This window comes from Haloferula helveola, from assembly GCF_037076345.1.
Lineage (GTDB): Bacteria > Verrucomicrobiota > Verrucomicrobiia > Verrucomicrobiales > Akkermansiaceae > Haloferula > Haloferula helveola.
The window spans coordinates 2,966,807-2,980,157 of sequence record NZ_AP024702.1; the positions used below are offsets into that span (position 1 = coordinate 2,966,807).

Annotated in this window: 10 protein-coding genes; all 10 read left to right on the forward strand. The window is 62.7% G+C overall.

The features are described 5' to 3' along the window. The first annotated feature begins 89 nt into the window (after positions 1 to 89). A complete protein-coding gene (gene dnaE / locus HAHE_RS10935; protein ID WP_338684384.1) occupies positions 90 to 3,554 on the forward strand; it encodes a DNA polymerase III subunit alpha in 3,465 nt (1,154 codons plus the stop codon). A 120-nt stretch (positions 3,555 to 3,674) separates the two neighbouring features. After that, positions 3,675 to 5,576 carry a hypothetical protein gene (locus tag HAHE_RS10940; RefSeq protein WP_338684386.1) on the forward strand — a complete coding sequence of 634 codons (1,902 nt, stop codon included), beginning with the start codon at positions 3,675 to 3,677 and terminating at the stop codon, positions 5,574 to 5,576. 69 nt (positions 5,577 to 5,645) lie between these two features. Then, positions 5,646 to 6,158, forward strand: a complete 513-nt coding sequence (locus HAHE_RS10945) for a GbsR/MarR family transcriptional regulator (protein WP_338684388.1) — start codon at positions 5,646 to 5,648, stop codon at positions 6,156 to 6,158. Next, positions 6,155 to 6,712, forward strand: coding sequence for a transcription termination/antitermination protein NusG (gene nusG, locus HAHE_RS10950; protein WP_338684390.1), 558 nt, complete (start codon positions 6,155 to 6,157; stop codon positions 6,710 to 6,712). Before HAHE_RS10945 ends, nusG begins: the two co-directional genes overlap by 4 nt. A 189-nt stretch (positions 6,713 to 6,901) precedes the next feature. Next, complete coding sequence (locus HAHE_RS10955; protein WP_338684392.1) at positions 6,902 to 7,870, forward strand: UDP-glucuronic acid decarboxylase family protein; 969 nt, start codon at positions 6,902 to 6,904, stop codon at positions 7,868 to 7,870. Between the two features lie 4 nt (positions 7,871 to 7,874). Beyond that, positions 7,875 to 9,041, forward strand: a complete 1,167-nt coding sequence (locus HAHE_RS10960; protein WP_338684393.1) for a UDP-galactopyranose/dTDP-fucopyranose mutase family protein — start codon at positions 7,875 to 7,877, stop codon at positions 9,039 to 9,041. Between the two features lie 7 nt (positions 9,042 to 9,048). After that, on the forward strand, positions 9,049 to 10,356 hold the full coding sequence (locus HAHE_RS10965) for a nucleotide sugar dehydrogenase (RefSeq protein WP_338684395.1): 1,308 nt from the start codon (positions 9,049 to 9,051) through the stop codon (positions 10,354 to 10,356). 93 nt (positions 10,357 to 10,449) lie between these two features. After that, complete coding sequence (locus tag HAHE_RS10970) at positions 10,450 to 11,388, forward strand: GDP-L-fucose synthase (RefSeq protein WP_338684397.1); 939 nt, start codon at positions 10,450 to 10,452, stop codon at positions 11,386 to 11,388. A 15-nt stretch (positions 11,389 to 11,403) separates the two neighbouring features. Next, positions 11,404 to 12,519: a GDP-mannose 4,6-dehydratase gene (gmd, locus tag HAHE_RS10975; RefSeq protein WP_338684399.1), complete on the forward strand. Its 1,116-nt coding sequence runs from the start codon at positions 11,404 to 11,406 to the stop codon at positions 12,517 to 12,519. 66 nt (positions 12,520 to 12,585) lie between these two features. Continuing rightward, positions 12,586 to 13,344: a WecB/TagA/CpsF family glycosyltransferase gene (locus tag HAHE_RS10980; protein ID WP_338684402.1), complete on the forward strand. Its 759-nt coding sequence runs from the start codon at positions 12,586 to 12,588 to the stop codon at positions 13,342 to 13,344. Positions 13,345 to 13,351 lie beyond the last annotated feature (7 nt).

The window sequence follows — 13,351 nt, forward strand, 5'->3', positions numbered from 1 at the left end:
CGATTTCGACCTCCGGCCGATGAAGTCCGCTCTTCCGCCACCCCCTTCTTGCCCTACCGCACCGGTCTCGCCAAAGTGGGCCGCGCCCGATGTCCGATTCCTTCGTTCACCTCCACGTTCACACCGAATATTCGCTGCTCGACGGGATGAACCGGTGCAAGCAGCTCGCCAAGCGGGCCAAGGAGCTGGGGATGCCGGCGGTGGCGATGACCGACCACGGAAACCTGTTCGGGGCGGTCGAATTCTTCCAGGCCTGCGAGGCCGAGGGCGTGAAGCCGATCTTCGGCTGCGAGATCTACCTCGCGCCCGGAAAAATGGAGGACAAGAAGGACGTTCCGGGTCGCAAACGGGCGACCCACATGACGCTGCTCGCCGAGACCGACGAGGGCTGGACGAACCTCCAGAAGCTGGTGTCGAAGGGTCACCTCGAAGGACTTTACTACGGCAAGCCGCGGGTCGATCGCGACACCCTGCGCGAGTTCCACGAGGGCATCATCTGCCTGACCGGCTGCATCTCCGGGCCGGTCAACGAATGGCTGCTGGCAGGCGACGAGGCGAAGGCCCGCGAGACGCTCGAGGAACTCGTCGACATCTTCGGCAAGGACAATGTCTACGTCGAGATTCACGACCACGGCTTGGAGAAGCAGCGTGAGGTGATGCCGAAGCTGATCGCGCTGGCGAAAGAGTTCGGGCTCAAGCCGGTCGCGGCCAACGACGCCCACTTCCTGACCCGCGCCGACCACGAGGCGCACGATGTGATGATCTGCATCGGCACCGGACGCCTGCTGATCGATGAGAACCGCATGCGCTACCCGGAGGAGGTCTACTTCAAGACCGCCGAGGAGATGCGCGAGCTTTTCGCCGAGGTCCCGGGTGCCTGCGACGCCACGCTTGAGATCGCCGAGCGGTGCCGGGTCGAGATGAAACTCGATGCGACCAGCTCGGAGAAGTACCCGCAGTTCGAGTCGCCCGACGGCTCGCCGCGCGACGAGTACTTCCGGAAAGTCTGCTTCGACGGCCTCGTCGAGCGCTATGGCGAGGAGAAAGCGGCGGACCCGGAGCTGTGCAAGCGGCTGGATTACGAGATCGACACGATCAACCAGCTCGGATTCGCGTCGTACTTCCTGATCACCGCCGATTTCATCAACTGGGCCAAGGATCACGGCATCCCGGTCGGCCCCGGCCGTGGCTCGGCAGCGGGGTCATTGGTTGCCTACACGATGGGGATCACGGACATCTGCCCGATGCGCTTCGGGCTCCTGTTCGAACGATTCCTGAATCCCGAACGGGTGAGTCCTCCGGACGTCGACATCGACTTCTGCCAAACCAGGCGACCGGAGGTCATCGACTACGTCCGCCACAAGTACGGCGAGCGTAGTGTTTCCCACATCATCACTTACGGCACCCTCGGCGCGAAAAGCGTGATCCGCGACGTCGCGCGGGTAATGGGCATTTCCTACGGCGAGGCCGACCAGATCGCCAAGATGATCGAGGCCAAGCCCGGGGTGAAGCTGAAGGGCGAGTGGGACTCGAAGGCCGAGCTGCGGGAGCTGATCGAGAGTTCGTCGACCTACCAGGAGCTCTGGGATGCCGCTCTGAAGCTGGAGGGGCTGACCCGGAATGTCGGCGTCCACGCTGCCGGCGTGGTGATCGGCGACCGTCCGCTCGATGACCACGTGCCGCTCACGCGGGCGAGTGAAGGTGAGGTCGTGACCCAGTACGACATGGGCGCGATCACCGAGGTCGGGCTGCTGAAGATGGACTTCCTCGGGTTGAAGAACCTGACAGTGATCAAGGATGCGATCGCCCACATCCACGTCCACACCCCGGACTTCGACATCTACGAGATCCCGCTCGATGATTCCAAGACCTTCGAGATCCTCAACCGTGGGGAAACGATGGGCGTGTTCCAGCTGGAGTCCGGCGGCATGGTCGAGACCTGTCGGAAGTACGGCATCACGAAGATCGAGGACATCATCGACCTTCTCGCGCTCTACCGGCCGGGCGCGATGCAGTTCATCGACCAGATGATCGAGGTGAAGCGCGGCAAGCAGCCGTTCTACGAGCACCCGCTGCTCGAGGAGGTCTGCGGCGAGACCTACGGCGTCATGATCTACCAGGAGCAGGTGCAGAACGCCGCGAAGAAGCTGGCGGGCTACACGCTCGGCGGCGCCGACCTGCTGCGCCGCGCGATGGGCAAGAAGGACCCGGCGAAGATGGCGAAGGAGCGCGACAAGTTCGTCGCCGGCTGCCGCGAAACCAACGGCATCGACGAGAAACTCGCCAACGCGATCTTCGACAAGATCGCGATGTTCGCCGGCTACGGCTTCAACAAGTCGCACTCCGCCTGCTACGGCCACATTTCCTACTGGACCGCCTACCTGAAGGCGAACTTCCCGGTCGAGTTCATGGCCGGCCTGTTGTCGAACGAGATCAACAACACCGACAAGATCGGCGTCTTCGTGGCCGAGTGCCACCGGATGAAGATCGAGATCCTGCCGCCGGACCTCAACGAGTCGAAGCTGCGCTTCGCTCCGGAAGAGACTCCGAACGGTGCGATGGCGATCCGCTACGGGCTCGCCGCGATCAAGAATGTCGGCGAGGGCGCCATGGCGCAGGCGATCGCCGAGCGGGAAGCGAAAGGCAGGTTCGAGTCGCTCGAGGACTTCGCCAACCGGCTCGACTCGAAGGTGGTGAACAAGCGCATCCTTGAGAACCTGATCAAGGCCGGCGCCTTCGATTGGACCGGTGAGGGCAGGGCGCAGATGGTGTCGCGGCTCGAGCAGGTGTGCGCCAGCGCCTCGTCGCTCCAGCGCGACCGCGCGGCCGGTCAGGTTTCGATGTTCGACGCGATGGATTTCGGCGCGCCGCCCCCGTCCGCCGCGACCGCGGTCGAAGAGGTCGAGGAGTGGACCAAGGACGAGCGGCTCGTGATGGAGAAGGAACTCCTCGGCTTCTACGTCACCGGTCACCCGCTGGACAAATTCAGGGCGGTGCTCGATTCCGACCGCTACCAGAAGCTCGGACTCGTCGACGAGATCGAGGTCCGCAATCCGCGCGACCGTTTCCCCTTTGCAGGAATGGTGCGCAGTGTTGACGCCCGCCTGACCAAGACCGGAAAGCCGTTCGGCATCCTCGTCGTCGAGGACTTCACCGGCTCGCGGGAGATCATGGTCTGGGGCGAGAGTTACGTGCCGGCGCGCGACGCAGGGATCCTCGTGCCGGGCAAGGTGATCCGCTTCAAGGCCCAGATCCAGATCGACGACCGGACCGACTCCCGCCGTCTCACCGGCTCCGAGATCAACGAACTCAAGACACGCGGCAAGGGCAGCAACGGCAAATCGGTCGAACTCGCCCTGTGGACCGCCAGGCATTCCGAACAGGATCTGAAGGAGATCCGTGCTGTTCTGACCGAACACCCGGGCAAAACGCCGGTTTTGATCCACTTCCAGAATTCCGCGGGGAAACGGGCCACGGTCGAGCTCGGCGAGTCCTTCAAGGTCCGGCGCGGCGCGAAACTCGAGGCCGCGCTAGGACGCTGGCTCAATGAGTGACGGCGGAGTTGCCGTTTTCGTCTTGAGAGAGCCGGCAGGTTTTTTGCAGCGTGTCCGGTCGTAATTCGTCCGGCCGGAGTGGCGTTGGCACGGACTCCGCTCGCCGTTTCCTCCCCCGTCATGACCTCCCGTTTGCTCTTCCTGACTGTCGTATCCGCCGGACCCCTCGCTGGCGAGGTGATCGTGAATTCGGTCGACCTCCCGGATATTGTGGACGAGGTGCTGCTTCCCGACGAATACGAGGAGATGGGCTTTTACGAGCCCCACGCTCCGCCCGGGAAATACACGCCGGCGCAGATTTCCGCCGCGCTCGCGGCCGCCGGCCCTGATGGCAAAGGCTATCTCGAAAGCCGTACGGGACGGCGATTCGTGGGCGATGAACCGACGTCTTTCAGGACCGTGATCGATCCCGCGGGCGCGCTGGTTGGGGTCGACTACTCCGGTAACCCGCTGGATCTGCAGACCTGGACCTCGATTGGTCCCGACGTCACGGTGGACGTCAGTTCCCAAACCCGCCGCGAGCGTACGAGTCGGGACTTCGTGTTCCGTGAGTATGTGAAGGCCGACCCGCCGGGTCCCGGGAATGTCGATGTTTCGGTTTGGTCGACGCGGCTTCCGACGGACGTCGTCGATACCAATCCACAGACGCTTCGTTACAGTCCTGCGGCGGTTCCGGCTTTCATCCCGTCGTCAGTGGTTGCCGACGCGCTGAGCGGTGCGTCACCGGGTGACGTGGTTCCCCTCGTATCCGGCTACGAAGTCATTCCACTCGCCACCGATATCGGATCGGTGGAACGGGTGGTCGAGGCGTTCAACGCGCAATTTGGCGTCGACTTCATTGGAGATCCAAACAACTACCAGACTTGGATTGCGATCACGTCGAACACCATCCAGGTCAACGTTTTGCTGCGTCAGGAGGAGGGCCGGGCCTTTGTGGATCAGGCCCTCGACTACGAACTGGTGGTGCCGGATGCGACGGGTGAGGTGATCTTGAATCCGTTGACTCACCGTGTGGTGGAAGTCACCGACACCACGCGGAACTGGAGCAAAACGTATTCCCCGGCGGGGGTCGTGCCTCCCGAGGTCACTCCGGGCAATGCAGCGGTGCTCGCGGGGAAGCTTGGAACTGGCGAGGCGGGCATGGCTTTGCATGTGATCGAGGATGCGGTTGGTGACACCGAAGACGTCGAACAGGAGGACTTTGACGACCACGGTGCCCAGCAAGGCATCGATTACTCGGGAGACCCGCTGGATCCTGGCACGTGGACCGCGCTCACTTCGGATGACGTGGTTGTCGATTCCTTCGTCGAGCACACGGTCACCACCGAAAGGACGGCGAACCATGAGGTGCGAATGATCTACCGGGAGGCCTCCGATGATCCGGGGACCACGGGCCAGGTGTTCCTGATCGAGAACGACGTGGTCGGGCGTGATATCCTCCAGACGACCAGGAGCCACCTCAACGCCCCCCTTGACCCCGGGAATCTGCCGGAAGGAGTGACGGCGGAGGACGTGCGACGCGTGCTGATGTGGGGTGACCCCGGCGAATCGGTGGTGGTGGCGCGGCTGCGGGAGACACTGCCGGTCTCGGACTACACGACACCGCTTGCCGACATCGTCGATTCCAACGAGTGGGAATTCGGTGTCGACTTCACCGGAGACCCCGGAGATCCGCAAACGTGGGTGGCGACCGGCCCGGCGGACGTCTACATCGACATCTACCATCCGGTGACGCGGGTGAGGACCTTTGAGGAAAAGGTGACCAACTTGGTGGCCATCGTGCCGGCCGGTCTGCCCGCGCCCCTTTTGTCCGAGTTCTCGGTGATGCCCTCATCATTCGGGCGGGTCATGCGAGTCAGTTGGGATCCGCCGTATGGGATGGAGTTCGGGGTTGATGCCGGATCTTTGGAGAGTCTCGTTCCCGGCAACCATCTGTTCAAATCCTTGGGAGAACGCCTTCGGTTCGACCACCACGTCCCCGCAGGTCTCGACCGTTCGTTTCTCCGAGTCGTCCGTCGCTGACCTCGGGGGAATCCCCGATGTTGTTCATTTTGAATTGAACAATCGGCATCAAGGCTCTATTCGCGCTCTATGCCCGAAGTTCAGGAAGATGGCGCCACCCCGGTGGCGGGGCTGAGTTCCCTGGAGCGCCAGGTGGTCGACGTGTTCGTCGATGGCGTGCGCGTGCTCGGGCTTCCTGGTTCGGTGGGAGAAATTTACGGCCTGCTTTACGTCAGCAGGGCGCCGCTTTCGCTCGATGACCTGGTCCTGCGCTTGGGCATCAGCAAAGGTTCCGCGAGCCAAGGGTTGCGAACCCTCAAGGGGCTTGGTGCGGTGAAGGAGGCGGAAGTGGCAGGAGCCCGTCGGACGCATTACGAGGCGGCGGTCGATCTGAAGCGCCTCGTTGGCGGTTTCATCCGCGAGCAGGTGCGCCCGCACCTTGAAAGCGGCCAGCTGAAGGTGGGTCGGCTTCAGGAGGCGGTGGCGGCGGAGGATGACCGCGAGACCCGTGAATTCTACGATGAACGCGTCGCCAAGCTCGAAGGTTGGATGCGTCGCGGGAGGATGCTTCTTCCGCTGATGCAAAAGGTTTTGGGTCAATGAGTTCGGACGCCGACGAGGCGGGCTGGTACTGCGTCAAGACCCAGCCGAAGAGAGAACACGTCGCGGCGGGACATCTGCGCGAGCTGGAGGGCGTCGAGGTGTTCTGCCCCCGTCTCCGCTACCGCAAGGCGACCCGGCGGGGCAAAGTCTGGTGGGTCGAGGCCCTTTTTCCCGGCTACATCCTCGCCCGCTTCGTGCTGAGCGAGATGGAGCGGATGGTCATCTACTCCCAAGGAGTGCGCGGACTGGTGCGCTTCGGCAGCGAGGTGCCGCCGGTGGCGGAGTCTTTCGTCGAGTTGCTCCGGACGGAAATGGCGCGCAATTTCGCCGAAACCGAAGGTCTCGACGCTGAAATCCTGACGGTCGCGCCGCGCATCGAGAAAGGCGAGGAGATCGAGATCGCCAGCGGACCGCTCGGAGGATTCCGGGGCGAGGTTGTGGCGGTTTTACCGGGCCGGGAGCGGGTCAAGGTGCTGCTCGATTTCCTCGGACAGCCTCAAGTCGTGGAAGTGGACCTTTTCAGCCTGCTTCTTCCACGAAAGCCATTGCCCTGAAGGGAGTTCCATCAGTCGGGCCAGATTTGTTCATTTTGGATTGAACAATTTCCTGATTCCTCCATCGATGGAGGCCGTCGGAGCCGCCGTGCGCCGGCACTTAGAACGATTTGATCCCCACGCCTTTGGTTTTGTCCGAAAAACGGACAATCGACCAAGGGCGGCAGCGTGTCTGCTACCCCCGTTGAAATGATCCAAGACATTGCCCAATACAAGGGCCAAACCGCCGTGGTGACCGGCGGCGCCGGCTTCGTCGCCTCCCATCTGGTCGACCGCCTGCTGACCGACGGCCTGAAGGTCGTGGCGCTCGACAATTTCGTCACCGGCAACCGGGCCAATATCGCCCACCTTGCCGACCATCCGGATTTCCGGTTCATCGAGCACGATGTTTCGGAGCCCTACTCGATTGATGGCGATGTTGCGTTCGTCTTCCACATGGCCTCCCCGGCCAGTCCGATCGACTACGTCGAGATTCCGGTGGATACGCTGAAAGCCGGGTCCTACGCCTCGCACCACGCGCTTGAGCTCGCGAAGGAGAAGGGGGCCACCTACCTGGTCGCCTCGACTTCGGAGGTCTATGGTGATCCCGAGATCCACCCCCAGCCGGAAGGTTACTGGGGGAACGTCAATTCGATCGGTGTTCGGTCCTGCTACGACGAGGCCAAGCGCTATGCCGAGGCTGTGACGATGGCCTATCACCGGGCCCACGGCGTCGACACCAAGATCGTCCGGATCTTCAACACCTACGGTCCGCGCATGCGGCTCGACGACGGCCGTGTCGTGCCGGCCTTCATTGGGCAGGCGCTCCGCGGCGAGCCGATGACGATCTTCGGCGACGGCAAGCAGACGCGCTCGTTCTGCTATGTCAGCGATCTGGTCGAGGGCATCTGGCGGCTGGCCAGAAGCAATTTCCATGAGCCGGTCAATTGCGGGAACCCGCACGAGATGAGCATTGGCGAGTTCGCGGAAGCGATCGCCCGGATCTGCGAGGTGGAGCTGAAGGTCGAGGACCGGCCGCTTCCGCCGGATGACCCGAAGGTCCGGAAGCCCGACATTTCGCGGGCGAAGGAAGTGCTCGACTGGGAGCCGAAGGTCAGCTTCGACGAGGGTATCCGCGAGACGATAGCGTTCTTCAAGGGCGTGCTGGAACCTGTCTGAGCCTGTGTCCACCGAGACCGATTTCCTGATCGTCGGCGCCGGTTTCGCCGGGCTGGTGGTTGGGGAGCGTCTCGCCGCCGCCGGTTGGCGATGCGTGGTCGTCGATCGTCGGCCTCACCTCGGAGGAAATGCCTACGACTCAAAAGACGCGCTGGGCGTTCTGACCCACCGCTACGGGCCGCACTACTTCCGCAGTAATTCGACGAAGATCGTCGACTACCTTTCCCGCTTCACCGCGTGGCATCCGGTCGAGTACCGGATCAAAAGCCACACCGGCGACCGCTACTGGAGCTTCCCGATCAATCTCAATACTTTCGAAGAATGGATCGGCCGGCCTTCGAGCACCGAAGAGTTCGAGGCGTGGCTTGAGGAAAAGCGGGTGCCGATCGACGAGCCCGCGAATTCCGAAGAGGTCATCCTGTCGAAAGTCGGCCGCGAACTCTACGAGCAGTTCTTCGAAGGCTACACGCTCAAGCAGTGGAACCGGCACCCGCGCGAACTGGACGCTTCCGTGTGTGCCCGGATTCCGATCCGTACCAATCGGGACGACCGTTACCTGCGCGAGGAGTTCCAAGCACTACCGGACAAGGGATACACCACGATGTTCGAGCGGATGCTCGACGCCTCGCCGGGCTTGGAAATCCACCTCGGAATCGACTTTGAAGAGGCCAAGGCGCGGTGGAAGTTTCGGCATCTCGTCTTCACCGGACCTGTGGATGAATTCTACGGCCGCCGCTTCGGGGCCTTGCCCTACCGGTCGCTGCGCTTCGAGTCCGAGAGCTTTGATGCGGAGCAGCTGGTAGGCCGCGAGGTGATTTCGGGAAAACCCGGCTTCTGGCAGCCGGCGATGCAGGTCAACTATCCGGAGCCTGACGTCCCCTTCACCCGGATCGTTGAGATCAAGCACGCGACCGGTCAGCAAATCGACGCGACGAATATCGTCCGCGAGTATCCCAAGACATGGACTCCGGACGACGAACCCTACTACCCGGTTCCCGCGCCGGATGCCGCCGAGGCCTATCGACGCTACGCGGAACTCTCAGCGAAGGAGGAGTCGGTCAGCTTCATCGGCCGGCTGGCGACTTACCGCTACTACAACATGGACCAGGTGACGGGCATGGCGCTGGCCGAAGCGGACCGGCTTCTGGCACGATACGGAAAACCCGATTGAGTTGAGCGTGGAGCAATCCCTTTCCAAAGATTCCGTGATCGGTGTGGTCGGACTCGGCTACGTCGGTTTGCCGCTGCTGCTGGCCTATGCCAAGGCGGGCTACCGATCGCTCGGCCTCGACATCGATGCGGCCAAGCCGGACGCGTTGCTGGCAGGCAAGACCTACATCAAGCACATCCCCGACGCGCAGGTCGCCGAGGCCAAGGCTGCGGGGACGCTCGATGCGACGACGGATTTCTCACGGGTTGCGGAGTGCGATGCGCTGATCCTTTGCGTGCCGACACCACTGGACGAACACTTCGAGCCGGACCTCAGCTACGTCGTAAGCACCATCGAGTCGATTGTCCCCGGCCTGCGGAAGGGTCAGGTGGTCAGCCTCGAGAGCACGACCTACCCGGGAACCACCGACGAGGAACTGGTCACCCGCATCGAGGCGGCCGGCTTCAAGGTCGGTGAGGACATTCACGTCGTCTATTCACCCGAGCGCGAGGACCCGGGGAATCCCGACTTCGCCGCCACCAATATCCCGAAGGTCGTCGGCGGTATTACCCCGGCGTGTCTCGACGCCGGCGTTGCGCTCTATGGCGCGGTCTTTGATGAGGTGGTGCCGGTGAGCTCGTGCAAGGTCGCGGAGCTGACCAAACTGCTGGAAAACATCTACCGCGCGGTGAACATCGGTCTGGTCAACGAGCTGAAAGTCGCCGCCGACCGCATGGGGATCGATATCTGGGAGGTCATCCGCGCGGCCTCGACCAAGCCTTTCGGCTTCAAGCCGTTCTATCCGGGACCGGGTCTCGGAGGTCACTGCATTCCGATCGATCCGTTCTATCTGACGTGGAAAGCGCGCGAGTACGGCGTCCATACGCGCTTCATCGAACTCGCCGGCGAGATCAACCGTGCGATGCCCGAGTACGTGATCCATCGTACGATGGAGGCCCTCAATAGTCGCGGCAAGCCGGTCAAGGGCAGCCGGGTGCTGCTCATGGGCCTCGCCTACAAGCCGGACGTTGATGACATGCGCGAGTCTCCGACCTTCGAGCTGCTCGACGGCTTCAAGCGTCTTGGTGCGGAGGTTGCCTATTACGACCCGCACGTCCTCGAGGTCGGGCCGACCCGCGAGCACATGGAATGGGCCGGCACCCGTTCGGTCGATTGGAACGAGGACGTGATCCGCTCCTTCGACTGCGCCGTCATCGCCACCCACCACAAGGCCTTCGATCTTGGCAGCCTCTCTGCTTGGTCCGACCTGATCGTCGACACCCGCAACGCCATGGCGGTGGTGGAGACCCCCGACGGGCAGGTCGTTAAAGCGTAGAGCCAAGAGCGTAGAGCGGGGAGTCAGGCTCCCGACCCACTCCTCTCCCGGCTTTTCCAACTCTTGGCTCTCAGCTCCAAGCTCCTTGCTCATATGAAGAAAATCTACATCGCCGGTCACCGCGGCATGGTCGGATCCGCACTTGTCCGTGAGGCGGAGAACCGGGGTGGGTTCGAAGTCCTCGCGGCCGGTCGAGACCGAGTCGATCTCTGCGACCAGTCCGACACCTTCGCGTTCCTCGCCGAGGAGAAGCCGGACATCGTGATCATTGCGGCGGCCAAGGTCGGAGGCATCCATGCCAACTCGACCTACCCGGCCGACTTCATCTACGAGAACCTCGCGATCGCCGCCAATCTCGTGGAGGGCAGCCGCCAGGCCGGGGCGGGGCGGGTTCTGTTCCTCGGGTCGTCATGCATCTATCCCAAGATGGCGCCGCAGCCGATGCCCGAGGACTGTCTTCTCACGAGTCCTCTCGAGACGACCAACGAGGCCTACGCCATTGCCAAGATCGCCGGTCTCAAGATGTGCCAGCACTACCGGGCACAGCACGGGCTGATGTATCACTCCGCGATGCCGACCAATCTCTATGGTCCGGGTGACAACTATCACGCCGAGAATTCCCACGTGATCCCCGCGCTCATCCGGCGCTTCCACGAGGCGAAGGAAGCCGGAGCGGAAAGCGTCGCGATCTGGGGCACGGGCACGCCGCGACGCGAGTTCCTTCACGTCGACGACCTCGCGGCGGCCTGCTTCCACCTCCTCAAGCTCGAAAATCCTCCGGATTGGGTAAATGTCGGCGTCGGCGATGACGTCACGATCCTCCAACTTGCCACGCTGGTTGCGAAGACCGTCGGCTTCGAAGGCACGATCGAGACCGATCCGAGCAAGCCGGACGGCACGCCGCGCAAGCTGCTCGACATTTCGAGGATCCGCGAAACCGGTTGGACCCCCGCGATCACGTTGGAGACGGGCTTGGCGGGAGCCTATAAGGACTTCCTCACTTCCCTCGAAACCGGAGCCGCCCGGCTCTGATTCCCCTCAAGTTTAATGAAGAAAGCACTGATTACCGGCATCACCGGTCAGGACGGCTCGTATTTGGCCGAATTCCTTCTCGAGAAGGGCTACGAAGTTCACGGCATCAAGCGCCGCGCGTCGTTGTTCAACACGGAACGCGTGGATCACATCTACGAGGATCCGCACGTCGAGCACGCCCGCTTCAAGCTCCACTACGGGGACCTGACCGACACCTCGAACCTGACCCGCATCATCAGCGAGGTGCGTCCGGACGAGGTCTACAATCTCGGCGCCCAGTCGCACGTGGCGGTTTCGTTCGAGTGCCCGGAGTACACGGCCGACGTCGACGCGATCGGCACGCTCCGTCTGCTTGAGGCGATCCGTTTCCTCGGTCTCGAAAAGACGACCCGTTTCTATCAGGCGTCCACCTCAGAACTCTACGGCCTGGTGCAGGAGATTCCGCAGAAGGAGACGACTCCATTTTATCCCCGGTCTCCGTATGCGGTTGCCAAGATGTATGCCTACTGGATCACGGTGAACTACCGCGAGTCCTACGGGATGTATGCGTGCAACGGCATTCTCTTTAACCACGAGTCACCCCGTCGGGGCGAGACCTTCGTGACGCGCAAGATTACGCGCGGACTTGCGAATATTGCACAAGGCCTCGAGAAGTGCCTCTATCTCGGCAACATGGACGCGCTCCGCGACTGGGGCCACGCCAAGGACTACGTCCGCATGCAGTGGATGATGCTCCAGCAGGAGAGTGCCGACGACTTCGTGATCGCAACCGGCAAGCAGATCTCGGTGCGCGAGTTCGTCCGGATGTCGGCCGCGGAGGCGGGTATCGGCTTGGATTTCAGCGGCGAAGGTGTCGACGAAATCGCTACGGCGACCACCGTAGATTCGGAGAAAGCCCCAGGAGTCAAGGAAGGCGACGTAATCGTCCGCGTCGATCCACGATACTTCCGCCCGGCGGAGGTCGAAACGCTTCTCGGGGATCCCACCAAGGCCAAGGAGAAACTTGGCTGGGTGCCGGAGATCACGGTCGAGGAGATGTGCGCCGAAATGGTCGAGCACGATCTTGATGTCGCCCGCCGCCACGCCCTCCTCAAGCTTCACGGCCACCATGTGTCCGTAGCTCGCGAATAGGGAGAGCGGCTTTCCAAGCCGCCTATGCCCTTGCCGGCAGCCCGCGGGGCTGCCGCTCGAATCCTGATGCTCACCGCATCCGTCATCGGTCTGCCACTCGCCCGCACCGACTACGCCGGCGCGATCGAGTGGATCCTCGAAAGAGCAGCTGTCGAAGCGGTCCATGCGGTAGCGGCTGCAAATACCCACGTCGCCGCCCTCAGCCGACATGACGGCGAGTTCGGCGCGACCATGCGCTGCTTCGATCTGGTCGTTCCCGACGGGATGCCGCTCGTTTGGGCGATGAATGCCGGGTTGCCCGAGGCCGAGCGACTTTCCGACCGGGTTTACGGACCCACCCTGATGCTGGAGACCTTCCGGGCCACCGACGGTCGTCCCGGGTTCCGGCATTTCCTTCTCGGAGGCAAGTCGACCACCCTTGAGAAGCTCACCGGACGCTTTGCCGAGGAGTTTCCCGACGCGTCGATCGCCGGCACCTACTCGCCACCATTCGGCGAATGGCCGGATGACGAGGTGGACCGCATCTGCGAGCGAATCCGGGAATCGGGTGCCAACCTGATCTGGGTCGGACTCGGCTGCCCGAAGCAGGAGCACTGGATTGCCCGCCACAAAGACCGTCTTCCGGACGGAGTCTACTTCGGAATCGGAGCGGCCTTCGCCTTCCATGCGGGGGAGGTCAGCCAGGCCCCGGAGTTCTTCCAGAAGCGCGGCCTTGAGTGGGCTTACCGCCTCGCCGCCGAACCCCGGCGCCTGTTCAGGCGATACTTGGTGCACAACAGCCTTTTCCTGTGGTATGCGTTATTGGATCACGCACGCGACGAGTAACCGATCC